We start from the raw sequence: 20,911 nt of genomic DNA, 5'->3' as shown, positions 1-20,911 counted from the left end.
CAACCGGTTCGTTGATTTGACGGGGATCGATGTGCGCTTACTGGGGCAGCCGGTGGAGTCATGCAACTGGTTACTGAGGTCTCCCCCGCCGGCCGCTTCAGGCCAGATCTATACGGTTGAGGAGCTTGCCCGCCTGGTCGACACAGCCCTGGCGGATCCTGAGGCCGACTTGACCTTGCTCGGCCGTTATCGCAGCTATTACTGGGACCCTGCGACACGAGCAGCACTGCCTTTGGGGCAGACGAGCGCACAGGGGCTGCTCTGTCAACAATGGACCGCACTGGCAACGCCAACTGATCTTCAAGCTGTCTATGACGGTGTCCTGAGTGCAGCCGACCTTACGCAGCTTTTGGCACAGAACGGAAAATACATCGAGAACGATGGCCTGTGGTGGAACCCGGGCCTGCTCCAGACCTTTCTGGACGCCAATAACTACTATCTGCCCAGCGACATTATCGATCCGTTTGGTGCGAGACAAGCCCTGGAATATGACCCTTATGACTTGATGCTTGTGCGCAGTGAAGATGCTTTGGGTAACGTGACCAGCGTTACCGGTATCGACTATCGAACGCTCACTCCGTGGGAAATTACCGACCCCAACCAAACGGTATCGCAGGCACTATGCGATTCGCTCGGTATGGTGTGGGCAACCTCGCTCAGGGGACTGCAAGGTAAACAACCAACAGGTTTCGAACCACTTGCCCTTGATCGCCAGGAACAGCCCTTTGACTTGGAGACGGCACTTGCTCAGCCACAAACCTACCTGCAAGGCGCTGCGACTTACACCACTTACGATCTATTCAGCTGGTGCGGGCGGATCGCACCTCAGGTACTGAACGGGCTTGGCGACACACTGTCCAGCGTGTGGGAGGCGCTCGTTGAGCAATGCTATATCAGCCGCAGTGGCGCCGTACTCAAGCGTTGGCGCGAACACCCCATCGGTATGCCATTGCAACTGCCAGGCTTGTCCTCTCAAGTCGCAGCAGGTGTTGAGGCACGGCTAGCGACGGTGCCCAGTCAAATCCCTGTCCACGCCACCACCCTGCAAGCTGAAACCTATGAGTTGACCGGCCGTGTCCAATACTCGATGCAGTACAGCGATGGCTTCAGCCGCCTTGTCCAGCGTCAGGCACTGGTCGATCCAGGGCCGAGCTGGCAAGTCAATGCCGACCACTCGGTCACCTCGACTCATGGCGCCGAGCGCTGGGTCGTTTCGGGGCGGACGATCTATGACAACAAGGGCAATCCGATCAAACAGTACGAGCCCTTCTTCAGTGCAGACCGAGGCTATGTCAGCAACGAAGAGCTTTCTAGCTTCGGGGTCAGCGCACTGATTCTGTACGATCCGCTCAACCGTAAGATCCGTGTCGACACCCCCAAGGGTTTTTTTACCAAGACCCTGTTTTGCCCGTGGTCCGAACACTTGTTCGACACCAACGATACGGTGCTCGACTCTGATTATTACCGTACCCACATCGACGACCCGACACTCGACCCTCGGGAGCGCGCAGCGCTGCAACAGGCTGCTGTTTTCTTCAACACCCCCACCGTTCGCCAGTTCAATGCTTTGGGTCAGGCAGTACGGGTTACCAAGTTGCTTACGCCCCTGGGCACGAACCAACGTCTGGAGGCTGCCGGGCTCACCTTATTCAACCACTTCGATGTCCAGGGACAGTTGCTGGACAGCGCAGACGACAGGATGCTTGCACAAGGTTTAAAAAACATCAGGGTGATCTTTACCCTTGATGGGCAGAAGGTCAAAAGTACCTGTGTCGACAGTGGCACTCGCTGGGTTATCAATAATGTATCCGGCAAGCCGATCTGGGGTAGAGATAGCCGGGGAGCAATCCAGACAAGCAGTTATGACCTCCTGGGACGCTTGCTGGAAGTTCAAGTTGCCGAAGCCCACGAGACAGTTCCTCGAACCGTACGCAAGATGCAATACGGCGAATCAGCTCCCGACGCCCAGGGACTTAACTTGCGCGGTCAGCTCTACACACTGTTCGACAGTGCCGGGGTGGAGGTCAATGCGGCCTATTCGATTCAAGGGCAGTTGTTGAGTCAGACCCGGCAATTGGCAATCGATTTCTCTCAGGAAGCCGATTGGCAGCAGCTGGACGACACGCAAAAATTCCAGACCGACTGGACCTACGATGCGCTGAACCGTGTAGAGACTCAGGCATTGCGCCGCGTGAACGATGCAACGGCAGATCGGGTGAGTTACTCCTATGCAAGAACCGGCCTGGTGTCCCAGGTCAGACTGACACCGGCAGACACCGATGTCACCCAAGTGTATGTCGACAGCATCACCTATGACGCCAAGGGGCAGCGCCAGCAGATCATCTACGCCAATGGCGTGGCAACGCGCTATACCTACGAGCCTAGGACGTTCAGGCTCCAGACGCTGGTGTCGCAGCATACCCTGGACGGTAGAACGCTCCAGGCGCTGAGTTACGTCTACGATCCTGCAGGCAACATTACCTCCATCGCCGACACGTCTCAGCAGGTGGTGTTCAACGCCAACCAGCAAGTCGACCCGCAGTCCAGCTACACCTATGACGCCGCCTACAGGCTGATCAGCGCAAGCGGTCGCGAGCACCCTGGGGTGGGTGAAGGTAGCAATGACTTTATCCCCACCCCTGCGTTGAATGACGGCCAGGCCTTGCAAAACTACACAAGGACCTACAGTTATGATCTCTCCGGAAACCTATTGCGCATACAGCATCAAGGAGCGATACCGACCACCCGGGAAGTGACGGTCTCGGCAACCAGCAATCACGGTGTAGACGCGACACTGACAATAGATCCTGCCCGGGTCGATGAATTCTTCGATGCCGCCGGCAATCAGATTCGATGGGCTGGAGTGCCGGGTGCACAGTGGTCCTGTACCGACCGCCTTGCCAACGTCACCCTGGTTGCGCGCGCAAACGCTACCGACGACACTGAGTTCTACGTTTATGATGCCAATGGCGCCCGGCTGCGCAAAGTCTCCCGCACGTTTGGCAATACCGGCACGACCGAGATGCTGGACGATACCGTCTATATCAATGGCCTGGAGATTCGTCGGCGCCTGGTCAATAACAAACTGACCAATGAGTACCGCACGATTCGCGTGATGGATGGCGAGCATTGCCTGGCGCAGCGTCTGGTCTGGACTGTGGGCTCTCCAGGCGATGGCGTTGCTTCGCCACAGTTGCGCTACCAATTACAGAACAATCTGGGCTCGGCCGTGATGGAGCTGGACTCATCCGGCAAGATCATTACTTATGAAGAGTACTTTCCCTACGGTGGGACAAGCTTCATGGCCGGCGACAATGCAACGGACGTCCAACTGAAGCGTTACCGATATGCCGGCAAGGAGCGTGACGAGGTCACGGGGTTGTACTACTACGGCGCACGTTACTACCAACCTTCCATTGGTCGCTGGCTCAGTGCCGACCCATCCGGCCCGGACGATGGCCTGAATCTGTACTGTTATGTTGGTGACAACCCGATCATTTTTTCCGACCCCAACGGGATGATGCGGATTCTAATTGCCGGCGAAGGCAAAGACTTCAGCTACTCCGTTGCCCTGGCGAAAAAACACCCAGACGCTACGATCATCGTCACACAATACGATCTCATCCCCCCACCGAAAAACATGCCCACCAACCTTCACTACTACCCCTCCCAACTGGATGTTACATCGAAGGAAAGCTGGGGAGCGCTCGCCGACTGGGCCAAGGAGAGTACCGGTAGCGACCGCTTCGATACTCTCGTATTCAACAACCCCCACGCTGGCTACGGACTTAGCAAGTTGCAAGTGATGGGCATCGATAAAGGCTTCAAAGTGCTCCCGACGGATGAAGCCTACCTATACTCAAGCGCCTTGATACCCCATGGCTCCGGGAGTAAAGACCCGCAGATAACCGATATGTCCAGTCTTACGACGCTCATGCTCAGTGAGGTTTTTTCACCGCAACATAAAGCCACCAAGAGTGTGATGGGCATGAATGAAAGTATTCTGAACGGTTTCTTTAATCTGGGTCGTAGCGTTACCGAGCCGACGGGAACACTGATAGCTTTCCTACCGTCCGGATCTCGTAATGAAGCGCTTGTGAACGATTTCAAACGACGCAAACGTGCGCCTGTTGGTGAGGGAAGTTTCAGTGCCGATAAATTCAGTGAGGATACGGCCTACCGCACCGAGGCCGGCTATCACAGCCTGGGAGTGGCCTACACGAGCAACCTGACAGCAACGAGCCACGACGATTCTTGGGGGGCAACTTTCCATCCCGGGAGACCGAACCTGGGCAACATGAAAACTCATCAGTATCGACGTAGCAACTCACCCACACCAGGGATCGTTCGAAGGACGAAGACCGATTCCATTTCTCCTGACGTTAGCTCCTCCTCCAGTTCAAGAAGTCGCAGTCCTGAACGGCATTAGAAGCAACTTGAGAGTACCGCTCAGTAACTGGGTGACAAATTGATCAGCGCTCAGCCTTCGGAGATAAACCGGTAGCCCCCAGGATCATGCCTGGCCTTGAGCTGGGCTCTAAACTCAGGCTCAGGTCCGTGCAAGGTAAGGTCGTCGACACCTTCTGGAATGAGCCGCGTCCAAGTGGCTTCGCCACTCCACGCCAATGTTGCTGAGCTTAATTGAGTTTGCTTCAAAGGTGAAAAACGGATCTCCGGCTTCCTTGGATCACTCTATGTGTAACAAATTACTTGCAACAGGGTGCGGACTTAGACGAGCAACATAGCTTTTTCATTGGAGGCGACGAATTAAACTCACAGGCCCAGGCGTCCACTCTCTCAACGGGCCATGTCCTTCGTGTTCATGACGAGTCCTTGAGTGCCGCTTCTCTTCCGGTCAGCGTGTACCGTTGCTCGTGCGAACTGGAGATGCGGCGCCGTTACCCATTCTCGTCCCGTTCATCTATGTTCAGCTCAAGCTCAGGCATCGCGCTTACAACACTACTGCGGCACATCTGCGGGCGATCCAGGCTTTCTATTCCTATGCCAAAAGCCGAAGCCTCAATTCAGATTGCTGCCTGAATGCTTGGATGACTTCGTTTGTTGAAAGATTATTTTGCAATAAGCACTCATGACAAGTATCAGCATGAAAGCATTATTAGCAATCAGAATGCTGGCCATAAGACTTCATCTAGATTTCGTTTCGCCTGCTTTTCGATTTCATGGGGGCGTCCAGCGAACTGCAATTTCGATACTTGCAAAACATTGAAATACATAAGAAAAAAAGAACAAAAAACAAAAGCATCTCTGCCCGGTCACGCTAAATTTGAAACACATACAAATTCCACACATTACATACCAACGGCTCATCGATAAATAATCGTTATATTCGGTTTCGTTGAAGTCAAACCTCGCCTTGAGCTACCGTTTCTCACTAATGGAAATCAATCACTGCAAATAACGGATTATTCAAAGTGAACACGCTGATCGATGACGCCCTTTATCGTTCAGTCAAATGCAAAGGATGTTTCGCCGCAAATTACCGGCGTTTGGCAGATTGGCTGACCCTCCCCATTGGTTCTCTCCGAAAGTTTCAAGTCCTTCCCGCACGCCGTGTGAAATGCCAACGAGCCCGTGATGTGCAGGCGCGTTCGAATGGAACCCAGGCGCTCGGCCCAGAAACCCGGCCGAGAACGTCCTCCCCTCGCTACCCCACCGGCACCAGTTCCCGCTGTCGGCGCCATGACGTGACCTCCCGCTCCCTCCGGGCGGAGCCCAATAAAAGGCGATCGACATGCTACCCACCCCCACTCCCCTGCCCTCCGAAACCTCCACGGAAGATCCCGTCGGGTCCCTGCGCGACCTGCTGGAACGCAGCCGGACACCGCCCCGGCAGGAACTGGAAGCCACGCCGAGTCCCATCAGCGAACGCCCCCGGTCCCTGCTCGGCGAAGTCATCGATACCCATCATCCCGAGCTGCCCGGCTACGTGTTCGTGCGCTGGTCGGCGGGCAGCGAACAGGTCGCACGATGGCTCGAGTGCGTCCGCACCGTGGTGCCGCAGCGGGGTGACCGCGTCCTGCTGGAGCAGCCCGCCAACTGGCCCGAAGCCCTGGTGGTCGCCACGCTGGAGCCACCCTATCCCGGCGCAATACAGCCGCCCCCGAGCGAAGCGAGCCAGACCATCACGGTGCCCTCCGGCCAGTGCGTGCGCATCGCCGATGCCCGCGGTAACCCGCTGATAGAGGTCCAGGCCTCCAGCCAGGGGCCGGTGGTTCGCCTGATCGGCGACGATGTCGACCTGCAGGTCGACGGCAAACTGCGGCTGCGGGCCGAGGCCATCGAGCTGCGTGGCGGGCGTGGCGGCGTCGATATCCGTACCGATGCCGAAACCGTGCTGCGAGGCCGCTTCATCCGGCTGAACTGACCGCGGGGGCTGATGCATGCAGCGTGAATTCGCCACGATGGAAGCCGGCTTGCAGGCGTTCATCGAACAACCCGACCAGCCCACGCTCATCCTCGACATGGCCGACTGCGACAGTGCCTTCCCGTTGGGCGTCCTGAAAAACTGGGACCGGCAATGGCCCAGCCATATCTTCCTGCTCTTTCCGTTCGACTGCTCGGACAGTGCCGCCTACCTGCAGTGCTGCATCGATTCGCTGGCCATGCAGATTCGCGCCGGCAACGAATTTCTCGTGGAGGACGAGCAAACACCGTGGCCGCCGCTGCCGCTGGCCTGCTCCGACCCTGCGGGCCAGCCGGCAGCGCGGCTGCAAGCCGCCATCGAGCACATTCGCCGCTGCGTGCCGGCGCACGCCTGTATCGTCTGGGGATTCGCGCCGGCTTCGATCGGCGACCCGAACGGCTACCTGGAACTGATCATCCGCCTGCTGGCGCTCGAGGATGTCGAGCCGTGGATGGAAGGCCAGCGCTTCATCGTCCGCGACGACCGAGCCGCGCCCTTCCTGCTGCCCCGGTTCGCCGACGCCCAGGCCCGCCACACCTGCGTCCTGAGCATCGATTTCTCCGTCGCCAGGGCAGCCGACGGTCTGGTCCGCAGCGTCAACGACCCCGCGCTGCCAGTGGTCGAGCGCATGCAGGCCCTGACCCAGCTCGCGGCCTTCGACCTGGCCCATGGCCGCCTCGATCAGGCGTCGCAGAAATACGCCCTGCTGCATACCTACCACCACCAGCAGAACGACAGCATCGGCCAGGCGCTGGCCCTCGGTGGCGCGGGTGACGTCGCGACCCGCCAGGGCAATCATGCCCTGGCCAGGCAGCGCTACCAGCAGGCGCTTGCGCAAGCCGCCGACGGTAATGACCTGAGCGTCACCCTGAATCTGCTGATGGCTGCAGGCGGTAGTTGCCTGCGCCTGGGGCGCTGCGACGAAGCGCAAGGCTATCTGGAACTGGCCGAGCGCTGCGCCGGCAAGCTGATGTTCCTCAACGCCAAGCTCGACGCGCTGGAGCAGCTCGGCGAAGCGCAACGGGGGGCCGGCAAGCTCACCGAAGCGGCGCGCACCTGGGTGACGGCCAAGGACCTGGCCCTGCAGTTCGGCTGCTTCGAACCCTGCCGCTCGATCCTCGACCGCCTGATCGCCCTTTGTGCCGACGCCGGTTTGCGTGAACAGGTACGCGGCTTCACGGCAGAAAAAGCCGCCCTGGACGATGGCACGCCTAAAACCGCTCCGGTCGAGTCGGTCCAATGAATTGGAACACCACCGCCAAGCTCCCCGAAGCGGGCGAACAACCGGCCGCGGAACCGTTGATCGCCCCCACCGGCGATACCAGCGTCGATGCCCTGGCCGAGGTGGTCAATAACACCGCCCAACCGTTCCAGGAAGCGCCGCCGCCCGAACAGGGCGAAGTCGGTGTGGTCAGCCACTGGGTCAACGCCGCCCTGGCCGTGGTCGGCGCCCCCTTCGAGCTGCTCAACACCGGCCTGACGCTGCTGGTTTCGCCGCTCGACCACCTCACGCCGGGCATGCCCGCCGCAGTGCTCGGCGTGCCGCACCGGGGTGTGCCGCACGCCCATCCGCACCCGCCCAGCCTCAACGCGCCACTGCCCAGCCTCGGCACCACCCTGGGCTCGTGCTGCGTCAACGTGCTGATCGGCGGCATCCCCGCCGCGCGGGCCGGCGACCTGGGCATCGCGCCCACCTGTGGCAGCTTCTTCCCCGGCTACGACATCTGGACCGGCTCCAGCAACACCTACATCGGCGGCTCGCGGGCCGCCCGCATGAGCCTGGACATCACCCGCCACTGCAACCCGGCCTCCGCCTTCGGCAAGTTCGGCATGGCCATGACCGCCGCCGGTGCGGCAGCGGGCGGCCTCTCGGCGGCGGCGCAGGCCGAGGGAGGCGAAGACGGCGAAGCGGCCATGACCGCCGCCCAGGCTGCCGCCGACGCCGCCACCATGGCCCTCGGCGCCTTGCTCGGCAAAGACCCCGGCGTCCCGCCGAGCACCGGCACCCTGGCGATGGGCAACCCCACCGTGCTGATCGGCGGCTTTCCCCTGCCCGACGCCATGGACGTGGCGGGCGGCCTGGCCAAGGCAGCGAAGAAGCTCCCCGAACTCGCCGCCCCCAAGAGCAAGAAAGCCAACCCCGATTGCGACCGCCCCGGCCACCCGGTAGACCCGGTTACCGGCGCCAGCGCGGACGAACTGGTCGATTATCAGGACCAGGGCCCCGGCCGCTTCACCTGGGAGCGCTACTACTACAGCCATTGGAGCGAGGAAGACGGCCCGCTGGGCTTCGGCTTCCGCCACAGCCTCCAGCACGAACTGCTCCTGCTGCGCACCCGCGCCCTGTACATCGACCCGCGCCGCCGGGAGTACGAATTCCCGCGCCAGGCGGACGGCCGTTACACCGGCACCTTCGGCGGCTATACGCTGAGCCAGTCCAGCCCGACCCGCTTCATCCTCCGCCACGAGCGCCACGGCATCCTCGGCTTCGAACGCAGCGGCCCGGCGGACATCCAGGCCCGTCTGGCCGGGATCGTCATCGACAACATCCGCCGCACCCCGCGCTACCACCCCGACGGCCGGCTCGAATGCCTCTGCGACATCGACGAAGCCGGCGAGCCCCTGCAAACCTGGTGGTTCCACTACGACACCCAGGGGCACATCACCGAGGTGCAGCGAGCCCGGCCCGACCACACCCTGAGCGTGGCGCGCTACGCATACGATGGCGCCGGCTGCCTCGCCACCTGGTACGACGCCCTCGGCCACAGCGGCTCCCACGGTTACGACGCCCAGCGCCGCATGACGCGGGTGACCGACCGCAACGGCTACTCCTTTTCCTACGCCTACGACGCCCAGGGCCGCTGCGTGCACAGCGAAGGCCAGGACCAGTTGTGGCGGGTGGACCTCGCCTACGAACCCGGTCTCACCCGCGTCACCGAGGCCGACGGTGGCGAATGGCTGTTCCTCTACAACGAGGCCGGCACCGTCGTGTGCGTCATCGACCCCTACGAAGGCGAACGGAATATCCTCACCCACGCCGACGGCCACATCGTCGAAGAAGAGGATTCTGGCGGCCGCGTGATGCGCTGGCTCTACGACCCGGATGGTCGCAACAGCGGGCGCATGGACCGCTGGGGCAACGTCTGGCCGACCAAGGACGACGCCCCCAACCTGCCCAACCCACTGGAACACAAGGTGCCGAGCACGCCGCTCGGCCTACAGTGGGGCGAAGCCATCGAGCACCTGCCCGCCGCCCCCCTCGACCTGCCGGCCGGATTGGCCGAGTTGGCCGCCGACGTGCTCGCCCTGCCCGAACCGCTGCCGCCGCAAACTCGCCATGACGTGCTGGGCCGGATAGTGGAGCGCCTCGATGCCTACGGCCGCCGCGAACACTTCGAACACGACCCGGCCGGCAACCTGGTGCGCTTCACCGACAAGGACGGCCGCGAGCACCACTACACCACCACCTCCTGGAACCTGCGCGGCAGCGAGACCGACCCGCTCGGCCACAGCGTGCGCTACGGCTACACCCGGCGCGAAAAGGTCCGCCAAGTCATCGACGCCAACGGCAACGAAAGCACCTACGACTACGACTACAAGGACCGCATCACCCGCGTCGTCCGCCACGGCGTCACCCGCGAAACCTACGCCTACGACACCGGCGACCGCCTGATCGAGAAGCGCGACGCCCACGGCGAGTTGCTGCTGCGCTTCGAAGTGGGCGACAACGGCCTGCACAGCACGCGCCTGCTGGCCTCTGGCGAAGAGCATCGCTACCAGTACGACGAACGCGGCCACTTCACCGAAGCCTCCACCGACACCCACGAGGTGTGCATGAGCCACGACTGGGCGGACCGGCGCACCAGCGACCTGCGCGACGGCCAGGGCGTGCGCCACCAGTACCGGGGCCGGCACCTGGCACGGACCACCTACTTCGACCGTTTCACCGTGGATTACGCCATGCAGCCTGACGGCTCTCTGCTGATCCACACCCCGGACGGCGGCACCCACCACCTGCAACGCGGCGCCGACGGCCACCTGCTGCTGGCCCTGGGCAACGGCAGCCGCGAACTGCGCCGCTTCGACCTCGACGGTCGCTGCATCGGCCGCCTGCACTGGCCCTCCGGCCAGCCCAAAGCGGCCTGCTGGCAGCGCTACCGCTACAGCTGCGAAGGCGAACTGCGGCGGGTGGAGAGCAATACCGACGGCACCCGGGAATACCGCTACGACGCCGCCCACCGCCTCGTCTGGGAAATCCGCGACGGCTCGCCGACACGCCACTACGCTTACGACCCCGGCGGCAACCTGCTGGCCACTCCGGCCGTACCGTGGATGCGCTACCGCGAAGGCAACCGCCTGGAAACCTCCAGCGCAGGCACCTATCGCTACGACCACCGCAACCATCTCTGCGAAGTAGTGGACGTCCATGGCCACAGTACCCGCTACCACTACAACAGCATGGACCTGCTGGCGAAGGTCAGCTGGAGCGACCGCCCGGACGCCTGGACAGCGGAATACGACGGCCTCTGCCGGCGCATCGCCAAGACCCTGGGTCAGGCCCGCACCGAATACCACTGGGACGGCGACCGCCTCGCGGCCGAAACCGCGCCCGACGGCCGGCTACGGCTCTACGTCTACGCCAACGAAGACGCCTTCCTGCCCTTCCTGTTCCTCGACTACGACACCCCCGACGCCCCGCCCGAATCGGGGCGCGCGTACTTCGTCTTCTGCAACCAGGTCGGCCTGCCGGAACGCATCGAGGATGCCCGGGGGCGGGAAGCCTGGCGGGCGGAAGACATCGACCCATACGGCCTGATCCGCGTCGCCGAGGGCAATACGGTCGAATACGACCTGCGTTGGCCGGGGCATTGGTTCGAGCGGGAGACGGGGCTGCATTGCAATCGGTTTCGGTCCTACGCCCCCAAACATGGCCGCTACCTGCAATCCGATCCATTAGGACAGGCGGGCGGGGTAAATCTTTATGCCTATTCCACCCGCCCGCTATGGGAAGTTGATCTATTCGGGCTACATCACAACAAAAAGGGTGTTTCATCCGACAAAGAGGGGAAACAGTCACCCAAGGGTTCTGAAGGTGAGGATACGCCAGATCCTAGCAAGAACCTTCATGAAGAACTGAAAGAAGAGCTTGAGAAAATCAATAAGGAAGCCAATGAGCATATTAAAAACTTAAAATCAAGCAAGCTAGCTGATGATGATTTAAATAAGTTTATTGAATTTGTAAAAGATGCAGCCAACAAAACAAAACGTGATTATGCGCAAAAAATCCTTAGTTTAGAACTACGAAAAATGGACGATGAGGCTCTCAAAGTCTATGTTAAAACAAGAGCAGAAGAAATTCGACAAGAGCTGGAGGGAGCAGGCATAAAATATATAACGATATCTATCGGCATTATTGAGCGCAATAAAGACCCTAATACTAGAGCGGTTGTTTTGACAACCAGCGGAGATGAGCAGATACTTCCTGAAGCTGTAACTTTGAAGGATGGCGAAGAGTTTCGAGAAGCGTACCCACTGATAAGGCGCACAAAACCAGAAGAGAATGAAAACTATAACCCTAAAGCTAAAGATGACCCTATAAACAATCCCAAAATGATAACGCGCCCGGAAATTCGGGATATAAATAGCTCGGAGTGGAAGAACTACACGAAGTCGAAGAAAGGCGAACATGGCGCCAATACAGACGGCACACGGCACCATGCAGAGCAGCGTATGGAGAATGGAGCGAATGAAAAAAACGAGACCGTTCTGGCGCAACAACCGACGAAGCCTGTTTGTGCTGGGTGTCAAATTAGATTGACAGAACCTCAACTGAAAAAGATCCAAAATTTGGATTGGGAGTAAGAATCGAGAATTCACTTCGATATTAATGATTCAACTAAAAACACCCGTTAGGAGAATAAGATGAGCTTGATAGATTCTTTAGTTGTACGCCTTCATGGTGCAAGGCCAGACACCTGCATGGCATTGGTTTGCGAGTGCGGGGATAGAGTGCAACCTGTTTATAAGATTTGGGACGGGGCATATTTAGAAGAGTTTCGTCGCTCAATCGACATTGGTTGGGCTTATGCATGCGGCGAGAGTGTGAATAACGAGGAAATAGTGAAATGCAAAGCCATAGCGACGCGTGTTTTCGAATTTTATTGTCAAGAGGAGAACAGTATTTTGGCGACAATCTCTTCGGTTTTTCTTCGTGTTTTAGAATCCTTGACCCCAGACACAGATAGCTTGTGTCTTGCAGTAGCAAGAGGTCTTCTTTCCACCTGTGATGTGGCTCAATCGGTGGCGGCGCTGACTGATCAGGAGATGCTTAAGACGGTCAGAATTAGCGAAGCTCTCACGGAGGAAACAGCATGGCAGAGCGCGGCTCTAGCGCTCGTCGATGGATGGACGGGGGCTGTGAGGCGAGATATGTTCGAATCGTTGGACAGCAAGCCACCCAAGTGGTTTAGAGATTGGAAACAGTGAGCCGTCATCGAAAGATCGGGGTCAAAGATCGCCAAAAATCGGGGTCACTAGATTCGGGGCAGGTCTTGCCTTTTGCCCATTCCCCTCTTACCGCGAGGCTTTGCTGGCAGTCGTGGCTCAGGGCATGCAGCGCTTCGACGCCCAAGTGTTGGCCTACTGCCTGATGGGCAATCACTATCACTTCGTGCTTCATACCCGGCAGGCGAATCTTTCGAAAGCGCTCCATAAACCATATCTTCAAATGATCCGAAGGCCAGCCGTGGATTTCCGAAAATCCATCGACGGCCTGGCCGCCCTGGTCGAGTTGGATATCAAGGTGGTGGTGTTCCACCCGGTACTATTCGTCTTTCTCAACAAGTCGCGTAACCGGGTGAAGATCTTATAAAAGCGGGAGCTCATCAAGCATCACGAGTTGATCGAAATTATTAAGGCACGGGCGCAACTGGCAATAGCTTAAGTGTCATACCAGTCCTTGAAATAAGTTTTATATCTTGCTGTCGATGCACCGGGATTCAGGATATGGCTGGCAACCCTGGCATCGATGGGGCTCGCTGCGAAATTCGTGTAAGGCTGGATATCCTTTCCTTGGGGCTAATAGGATATACACGCGCATACCCCTGCTGCATGTCGAACTTAACCACCCTCAACGAGGCGTCGGAGTAAGTAGAAGCGGCGCATCAGCACATCTTTATGGCGGGTACGTTGGCATACAAACAGATTGATACACGAAACAGATGGCTCCGATCAGAACAGGATGCGTGTCAAAATATCCGAATCGGTTATTTTCTCTGCACTTTTGGGGTCTGTAGCACTTGAGCTGGATTCAGCGGGAGCGACTGGAGAATCAGCCGAGATCACCTTCCCTGCCCCACCCTTGTCCAGATCTTTACCGAAGGCGGCCAGCGATACAGAAGCAGTTAGCGTACCCTCCCCCTGACCTTTTTCAGTTCTTCATGAACATACATCTGTGAACATGAGGTTCCCTACAACCGCCAAAACCCCTAGCAATGATTGGAAGTTTCGGTCACTCATGAACAGTAAACATCGCCCACTTGTTAAATCATATATGTACAGATGCCGCCCGCAACACCACCGAAGCCCCCCCTCGCTGATTTCAATACTCAACCTGACAACCCTTTGACCACTGTCATTGTCGAATCCGATGCATCCCGCCGATACTCAGCCCCGTCATTCAGCGACGCGCCAGCGCCTACACTCGATGGCAACCGGCCAGGACCCGCATTCTGGATCATTGCCGCCGATCATCATGGATACTTGAGAAGGACACTCAAATGGTACGTGCCGTCACTATTCTCACCGAGAGTTTCTCTGACTGGGAACCCGCACTCATCAACTCCACGGGGCGAGCCTACTATGGCTTCGACACTCGTTTCGCAGCCCCCGGTGGCCAGCAAGTGACCTCATCCGGAGGAATGACCATCATCCCGAACCTGGCCATCGAAGCCATCGAGCTGGACGATGTCGACTTGCTGATCGTGACGGGAGGCCCTGTGTGGAAAACAGACAAGGCACCAGCAATCGAGGCGCTGGTGCGTGCGGCTCACGCCAGGAAAATCGTCGTTGCCGGCATCTGTGACGGCACCCGCGTCCTGGCCCAGGCCGGAGTGCTGGATCATGTGCAGCATACGTCCAACTCCGCCGAGAACCTGAAGCAGGTGCATTACCGCGGAGCGGATTATTACCAGGATGTGCCTTATGCCGTTGCCGACCAGGGTGTGGTCACCGCTCCTGGTAGCGCGCCTGTCAGCTTCATGGCGCAAATTCTCAGTACCTTGGGTTTGAACGACAAGAAGCTCGATGCCTACCTGGCCATGCATGCGGCTGAACACATTCACTGCTGAGCCCCCGCTTTCCTCTATTTCTCCCCTCCCCTGACGCCGCGGCCTATTACTTGGCCGTGGCGCACCTCCGGCTTTGCTGATGGCAGGTCCGCATGTTTTCCACGGCTGAACCGCAGCCTGGAGCGGTCCGATAATTTTTTTAAAAATCGGAAAAAACTTACTTGCGCTTACGACATTACCTACTAAGGTTTTCCCCTATGGCGAGCATGGCCATCCCCTGGCCAAATCAGGGATTACCTGATGCCGTATCAAAGGATGCTTTATTTAGATCGCCCAAAAGGCGACATTTTTCCTACCCAAGCTAAGGAATGGCTTAATGTTTTTGTTTGCCGATATTGTTGTCAGGAACCTGCCAGCCCCCCTTGAAACCCCCGCTTTCAGCACCTCGGCCCATGAGCGAAATGCTGCAAGCAATGATTCCTACCCCCTCGGAACCCTGCCCGACATTCCGTCAGGCTCCCTCCTTTGCGTGCGCCTTAGAAACTGATCGGCCCGCTCGAAGCAAGTAAAAAGCCGACGCATTTTTACGATATGACCGACTAAGGCCGTCGTACAAAAAACGCTGCGCGCCTTATGGCCTTCCCGCAGGACGGGAGAGCTGCGGGTGCCCGGAAATGCGTTCTCCAATGGATCGAAATCGCCGCCGGATGATGCCTGCGCGCCGAGGATCGGACATGTCAAAAACAACAGCTCAAGGCCCGGCCACGGAATCGATCGAACGGCTGGGGATGATGCAGGCGCTTGCCGACGCCAGGCTCAGCGTCGAGGCCAGGGCCATGGTCGCCCAGGGCTTCTACACCGGGGTCGTCCAGGAAGTTTCCACGGTCATACCGCTCAAGGACGGGGTCGACCTGGATCTCGGACTCTTGCGCCAGCTGGTGATCGCTGGATGGGGCGAGGAGCTGGGCCAGTATCTTGAAGTGCTCGATGTTCGTGGCAGCAGCGCTGCCGAGGCCTTGCGCAAGGCCCAGCTGGCTGTCAGATCCGGCACTGCGCTATTTGCCGCCGGCAGCCTGGCCACTGGCACTGGATGGCACTGTCTCCTCTCGATCCATCATGGGTTGGCCGACGAACATAGCCTCGAGGTTCTGGCGCGGCGGCTGCAAGCAGCGCAATCCGCTGACGTCGGTTCAGCCCTGGCGCACATGCGTCGAGGGCGTGAGTGCTATGACGATTATGTCCAGGCGCAAGCCCTGCACGGGCACGATGAGGACGGGCCGCGCGCACCCGTTGCGCAACCGATGACGCCTGTGCGCCTGCGGCAAACCGGACGCCTGGCCTTCAATGCCCAAGGGCAGCGAGTGAGTCTGCAACGCAGCCTGGACATCGCCACGATCAATGTCGGCAAGCCGCCCTTGGCAACACTCCTGGCCTGCCTGCGGCGGGCCGACGTCATCGCTGAGGGCGACACCCTGTGTTCCTCCCATGACTGGCGCCCGGCTCACCAGCTGGATGCCATCGGCATGATGACGGGCCTTGTGCCGCTCTCCTTCGCAGCCCCTGGAGAACAACTGCTGCCCGGGAAAACCAGCCTTGAGGCACGTGCTCGTCGCTGTCCCATGGCGCGCCAGGCGCTGGCCTGCTGCCGGGCGTCCGAGCTGTTCATCAACGGCGCGGGCAGGCGCGGGATCCCGGCCTCGCAGGTGATGAGCGCGACGTTTCCGGTGGGAATCGAAATACGCCGCACAGGCGCTTCGCAACTGCTCCTGGAGATCGAGGGGCCGTTTTGCGACGCCAGTGCCGCCACCCACCTGCTCAATGAACTCGCTGATGTACTTATGGATAGGAGTGAATGGAATGACTGAAAATATCCAGTTCGATGAACAAGCCCTGGCCGATGAAGTGGCTCGCGTCGCTGCCACGTTTGCCGAGGTGCTCAAGCTGTCGCATGTCGGCCATGCAGACAATTTCTTCAATCTCGGCGGCGACTCCTTCGACGCTATTCGGGTGATGTCGCGCTTGTCCTGCAACCTGCCCATCGTGACGCTTTTCGAGCACCCGACGGCCGTTGACCTGGCCCGGCGCATCCTCTGCGAAGCCACTCGACAAGCCGTGCGCCTGGTCTGTTTTGGCGATGCGCAAGCCGCCGCGGGTTCGACCGCGGTGGTTGCAGTGCCTTTCGGTGGCGGAGACGCCACGGCCTACCGCGGCCTGTTTCAAGGCACGCAGGATGTGCAGGTTTTCGGCGTGGATTTCGGTGACTTCAAGGTCGAGGACGCTTTGGACTTCCATGCCCTGCTCGACACCCTTGCCACCGAGATCGAAGAGATCGGCGCCGCCCGCCTGGTGATCTACGGCCACTGCGCCGGCGCGGCCACCGCGGCGTGCATTGCCTCGAGCATGGCCGACAGGCACGAGAGCCTGTCACTGGTGGTTGCAGCCTCGCGCCCGGTGCTGGATGCCGATGCCGCAATTCGCGCCGCCGAAACCACGGCGGACCAGACCTGGACCGACTACCTGCGTTCCCTGGGCGCCTTCACCGGACTGCTCGACAGCCAGGTCGAGAGCATGCTGGCCCGCGGCCGCAGAGACCATCTGATCGCCTGCGAGGCCTATCGCTACCTGGCGCAGCACCCGGCGCACGGCGTACCGGCATTGCTCCTGCTCGGCGATGAAGATCCGGCTACCGCCGAGCCCGAAACGGTACTGGAGCAATGGCGCACGTTCATCGACGTTACCCAGGCCGCAACCCTGGCCGGTGGCGGGCATTACTTCGTGCGTACCCATGCGCACGAGGTCGAGGAAACCGTGCTGGCGTTCGCAGCACACAACACCAAAGGAAGGGATAGCAAGTCATGACAGTCAATCATCAACCACTTCTCACCCAGGCCGATCTGCTCAAGCGCGGCTTGGCCGATCTTCAGGCACACGACGCCGAACTGGCGCAGATCCTGGACGCCGAGGTCGCTCGCCAGCAACGCACCCTCTCGCTGGTCGCCTCTTGCTGCGCGGTCAAGCCCCGCACCCTGGCGGCTTCGTCCTCCGCACTGGTCAATGTCACCGCCGAAGGCGTTCCCGGACGCCGCTATCACGCTGGCTGCGAAAATGTGGACCTGGTCGAGTCCCTGGCGATCCACCGCGCCCGGGAGCTGTTCGGTGCGCAATATGCCGGTGTCCAGTCGCACTCGGCCTCCAGCGCCAACTACCAGGTGCTCGCCGCCCTGCTCGAACCTGGCGACACGCTACTGGGCATGGCCCTGGATAACGGTGGCCACCTGACCCATGGCAGCCCCGTGACGTTCTCGGGCACCTACTACAAGGCCATCGGCTATGGCACCACCAAGGAAGGCCTGATCGACTACGACGAAGTCCTCAGGCTGGCCCTCAAGCATCGGCCGCGACTGATCATCTGCGGCGCCACGGCCTACTCCAGGGTCGTGGACTTCGAGCGCTTCCGGCAGATCGCCGATGAAGCCGGCGCCATCCTGATGGCCGACATCTCGCATATCGCCGGCCTGGTGGCGACCGGGCGCCATCCGAGCCCGATCGACGCCGCGCACGTCACCACCACCTGCACCCACAAACAGCTTGCCGGCCCCCGCGGCGGCCTGATTCTCTCGGGCCGTGACGCCAATGAAAAAGTCCCCGGCCGCGATGCGACCTTCGCCCGGGTGCTCGAACTGGCAGTGTTCCCGAGGATGCAAGGCGCGCCGGCCGTCAACATGATGGCCGCCAAGGCCGCGGCGCTGGGTTACGCCATGACCCCCGAATTCGATGCCGAGATGCAACGCATCCGCGACGCGGCCGATGTGATGGCCAGCGAATTCCAGGCCCGGGACTATGAGGTGGTGGGCGGTCGCAGCGAAAACCACACCATTCTGATTCGCTTGCGCGCAGCGATGACCGGCGCTATCGCCGAGACCGCGCTGGAGCACTGCGGAATCATCGTCAACAAGAACCGGGTGCCCGGCGAAACACGTTCGTCCTTCGTCACCAGTGGCCTGCGCATCGGTACCGGCGCCCTCGCCCAGCGCCATGTCGACCCGCAGGGATGCCGGCAGATCGTCGACCTGCTCTGCCGGATCCTGGACCAGGTGACTCCGCTCGGCGAGAGCGAGTTCACCCTGGACCCGGCGCTGCGCAAGCAGTTCTGCGCGGAGGCCGAGGCGCTGTGCGTGAAGTATCCGATCGCTGACTACCTGGCAGGCTGAAGCAGTCTCCGGCACCGCTGGAGGCATGGCACGACGGTCCGGCGATCGTCGTGCCCGGCCAATACGCAAACTCTAAGAAGAGAGAAGCACCATGACGGACAAGATCAAATATGTCGCCATCAACGGCTCGGAACGCTTGGATGGCAACAATGCCAAGGCGCTGGAGTGGGCGGCCGAGTACCTGGAAAAGCAGGATGTGATTCTCGAGGTCTTTTCACTGGCCAGCGCCAAGATCGACCCCTGCGGGGCCTGCGGCGATTGCAATTTTCGCGACGAGCCCTGCGCGCAGAAGGATGACGCCGCGCGCGCCGTGCAACTCATGGAAGCCAGCGATGGCGTGATCTTCGCCTGCGCCGTCCATGGCTTTGGCGCCACGCCCTTGATGTCGGCATTCCTGGAGCGGGTCGGGACCGGGTTCCTGCGCCACGATCGCACTCTCACCAACAAGGTTGCCGGGGTCATGGTCACCGGCCGGCGCATGGGCCATGTGGAGGTCTACAACCAGATGCTCCAGTGCGCCTTGCTCAACCGCATGATCATGGTCGGCTACGGCTTCCCGGCCATGCTCGTGGGCGACAAGAAAGGCGAGGTACTGGGCGACAAGGAAGGTATGGAGATGCTGCGCCGGATGCTCGATCGCATGGTTTCCATGACCCGCCTGATGCGCGACTACGAACGAGTCACCGGGCAGGCGGCACTGCCGGTCTCGGTACCCGGGGAGCGCCATCGCGAGGGCAAGGACGGCACGTTCTTCGTCCCGGCCAAGTCCGACATGTACCAGCTCGAGGCCGCTCGCGGCTGCAACTTCGATGTCGTCGGCGACTGAACTGCGCAGCCCAACAGCTATCGAGAACCTTATGAGCATTAGAACTGCCTGCAATGGCCTCACCGACACCCACCTGCGGGAATGGATAGTGTCGGAACACTTCGAGCGCCTGGCGGATGCCACCGTGGCACAGATTGCACAGGCCTATGTCGGGGTCTATTCGGCCCGGCCTACCAGTTGGCTGGCGGTCATGGCGCGCAATCGCAACCTCGATCGCAAGACCGTACTGGCCATGGAAAACGCCAGCGACCTGCTGCGGATCCCGGGCATGCGGCGCTCCAAGTTCCTGCTTCCCGGCGAGCTGGCGGCCAAGGTCTTCGCCGCCACCCGCCTGCCCCTGGCCAACCACGAATGGCGCTTACGGGACGTAGGGCTTGGCCTGGACGATTACCGGCGACTGCTGCCGACGCTGGTCGCCTTCAGCAGTGGCGTCTCGGTGCGCCTGCAGGACATCGGCAGCGCCCTCGACCTGCCGGCGCCCCAGGCGCGTGCGTTGACCTCGGTTGCCGCCTATGACGGCGCCTTGGTCCGTATACCGGCGGCCAATCAATGGTCCAACCGCTGGCTGTACTCGGCTGCACCCGATGGCCTGCTACCCGGTGACGGCGTGCCACTGGACCGCGACCTGCTACTGCGCGATATCGCCGGGCGCTACGTCGAACACTACGGACCGGTCACGGTCGACGACCTGGCCTGGTGGCTCGGGGTTTCCAAGGAAACCGCGCGCACGCTGCTTCAAGCCTGCGCAGCCCGCCAGGTCGGAAACCATATGTGGCACAGCCCGGCCGGGCTGGCGCGCCTTGAGCAGTTCCTCGACCGCGCCAAGGCCCCCGCAACGGCGCAGATCCGTTTCCTGCCGGCCTGGGATCCCCTGGTCATGGGCTATGCGCCTGGCTCGAGGCAGCGCGACTGCCTTGAGCTGGAACGGGTCGGCGGCTACGACGCGGCCGGTAACGGGCGGCCGGTGGTGCTCATCGGCGGCCGGGCTGTCGCCACCTGGAATACCGCGGCCAAGGGCAGCAAACGCTTCATCGCAGTCGATGCCTCGACACTCGCCGACCAGGAGCGTGAAGCCGTGCTTCAGGCTGCCTCGGTGCTGGCGGAGCAGATCGAGGCCATTCACCAGATCGAGAACAAAACCACAGCGTGACAACAGGGAAGG

Annotated in this window: 12 protein-coding genes; all 12 read left to right on the top strand. The window is 60.5% G+C overall.

Annotated features, from left to right (window positions below):
* Positions 1-505: 505 nt before the first annotated feature.
* The 12 genes from AC07PQ_RS21250 to AC07PQ_RS21195 all read left to right on the top strand — a co-directional run bounded on the left by AC07PQ_RS21250 (position 506) and on the right by AC07PQ_RS21195 (position 20,899).
* Positions 506-4,429, top strand: coding sequence for an RHS repeat-associated core domain-containing protein (locus tag AC07PQ_RS21250; protein ID WP_495072393.1), 3,924 nt, complete (start codon positions 506-508; stop codon positions 4,427-4,429).
* 1,323 nt (positions 4,430-5,752) lie between these two features.
* The gene (locus AC07PQ_RS21245; RefSeq protein WP_493186292.1) at positions 5,753-6,385 is read left to right on the top strand and encodes a hypothetical protein; all 633 of its coding nucleotides are present in this window, start codon (positions 5,753-5,755) and stop codon (positions 6,383-6,385) included.
* 16 nt (positions 6,386-6,401) lie between these two features.
* Positions 6,402-7,667 (top strand): tetratricopeptide repeat protein, encoded by a 1,266-nt coding sequence (locus tag AC07PQ_RS21240; protein WP_493186293.1) that lies wholly within the window; start codon positions 6,402-6,404, stop codon positions 7,665-7,667.
* The gene (locus tag AC07PQ_RS21235; RefSeq protein ID WP_493186294.1) at positions 7,664-12,286 is read left to right on the top strand and encodes an RHS repeat-associated core domain-containing protein; all 4,623 of its coding nucleotides are present in this window, start codon (positions 7,664-7,666) and stop codon (positions 12,284-12,286) included. The genes AC07PQ_RS21240 and AC07PQ_RS21235 overlap by 4 nt, the downstream gene beginning before the upstream one ends.
* A gap of 60 nt (positions 12,287-12,346) precedes the next feature.
* Positions 12,347-12,910 (top strand): hypothetical protein, encoded by a 564-nt coding sequence (locus AC07PQ_RS21230; protein ID WP_493186295.1) that lies wholly within the window; start codon positions 12,347-12,349, stop codon positions 12,908-12,910.
* A 124-nt stretch (positions 12,911-13,034) separates the two neighbouring features.
* Positions 13,035-13,295 (top strand): IS66 family insertion sequence element accessory protein TnpB, encoded by a 261-nt coding sequence (gene tnpB, locus AC07PQ_RS21225; protein ID WP_493186296.1) that lies wholly within the window; start codon positions 13,035-13,037, stop codon positions 13,293-13,295.
* 907 nt (positions 13,296-14,202) lie between these two features.
* Positions 14,203-14,772, top strand: a complete 570-nt coding sequence (locus AC07PQ_RS21220) for a type 1 glutamine amidotransferase family protein (protein WP_493186297.1) — start codon at positions 14,203-14,205, stop codon at positions 14,770-14,772.
* 674 nt (positions 14,773-15,446) lie between these two features.
* Positions 15,447-16,577 (top strand): hypothetical protein, encoded by a 1,131-nt coding sequence (locus AC07PQ_RS21215; protein ID WP_493186298.1) that lies wholly within the window; start codon positions 15,447-15,449, stop codon positions 16,575-16,577.
* The gene (locus AC07PQ_RS21210) at positions 16,570-17,571 is read left to right on the top strand and encodes an alpha/beta fold hydrolase (RefSeq protein WP_493186299.1); all 1,002 of its coding nucleotides are present in this window, start codon (positions 16,570-16,572) and stop codon (positions 17,569-17,571) included. The genes AC07PQ_RS21215 and AC07PQ_RS21210 overlap by 8 nt, the downstream gene beginning before the upstream one ends.
* The gene (glyA, locus tag AC07PQ_RS21205; protein WP_007925572.1) at positions 17,568-18,923 is read left to right on the top strand and encodes a serine hydroxymethyltransferase; all 1,356 of its coding nucleotides are present in this window, start codon (positions 17,568-17,570) and stop codon (positions 18,921-18,923) included. Before AC07PQ_RS21210 ends, glyA begins: the two co-directional genes overlap by 4 nt.
* 91 nt (positions 18,924-19,014) lie before the next feature.
* A complete protein-coding gene (locus AC07PQ_RS21200; RefSeq protein ID WP_007925567.1) occupies positions 19,015-19,749 on the top strand; it encodes a flavodoxin family protein in 735 nt (244 codons plus the stop codon).
* A gap of 31 nt (positions 19,750-19,780) precedes the next feature.
* The gene (locus tag AC07PQ_RS21195; protein WP_493186300.1) at positions 19,781-20,899 is read left to right on the top strand and encodes a DNA glycosylase AlkZ-like family protein; all 1,119 of its coding nucleotides are present in this window, start codon (positions 19,781-19,783) and stop codon (positions 20,897-20,899) included.
* Positions 20,900-20,911 lie beyond the last annotated feature (12 nt).

The sequence above is a fragment of the Pseudomonas sp. GW821-FHT09E12 genome, assembly GCF_059416085.1.
This window is presented reverse-complemented; position numbering and strand designations above follow the sequence as displayed.

What these genes read in the sequence shown, in the direction of transcription:
- AC07PQ_RS21240 (WP_493186293.1), top strand. Translation starts at nt 6,402, where the DNA reads ATGCAGCGTGAATTCGCCACGATGGAAGCCGGCTTGCAGGCGTTCATC.
- glyA (WP_007925572.1), top strand. Translation starts at nt 17,568, where the DNA reads ATGACAGTCAATCATCAACCACTTCTCACCCAGGCCGATCTGCTCAAG.
- tnpB (WP_493186296.1), top strand. Translation starts at nt 13,035, where the DNA reads ATGCAGCGCTTCGACGCCCAAGTGTTGGCCTACTGCCTGATGGGCAAT.
- AC07PQ_RS21210 (WP_493186299.1), top strand. Translation starts at nt 16,570, where the DNA reads ATGACTGAAAATATCCAGTTCGATGAACAAGCCCTGGCCGATGAAGTG.
- AC07PQ_RS21235 (WP_493186294.1), top strand. Translation starts at nt 7,664, where the DNA reads ATGAATTGGAACACCACCGCCAAGCTCCCCGAAGCGGGCGAACAACCG.
- AC07PQ_RS21230 (WP_493186295.1), top strand. Translation starts at nt 12,347, where the DNA reads ATGAGCTTGATAGATTCTTTAGTTGTACGCCTTCATGGTGCAAGGCCA.
- AC07PQ_RS21220 (WP_493186297.1), top strand. Translation starts at nt 14,203, where the DNA reads ATGGTACGTGCCGTCACTATTCTCACCGAGAGTTTCTCTGACTGGGAA.
- AC07PQ_RS21250 (WP_495072393.1), top strand. Translation starts at nt 506, where the DNA reads ATGCTTGTGCGCAGTGAAGATGCTTTGGGTAACGTGACCAGCGTTACC.
- AC07PQ_RS21245 (WP_493186292.1), top strand. Translation starts at nt 5,753, where the DNA reads ATGCTACCCACCCCCACTCCCCTGCCCTCCGAAACCTCCACGGAAGAT.
- AC07PQ_RS21215 (WP_493186298.1), top strand. Translation starts at nt 15,447, where the DNA reads ATGTCAAAAACAACAGCTCAAGGCCCGGCCACGGAATCGATCGAACGG.
- AC07PQ_RS21200 (WP_007925567.1), top strand. Translation starts at nt 19,015, where the DNA reads ATGACGGACAAGATCAAATATGTCGCCATCAACGGCTCGGAACGCTTG.
- AC07PQ_RS21195 (WP_493186300.1), top strand. Translation starts at nt 19,781, where the DNA reads ATGAGCATTAGAACTGCCTGCAATGGCCTCACCGACACCCACCTGCGG.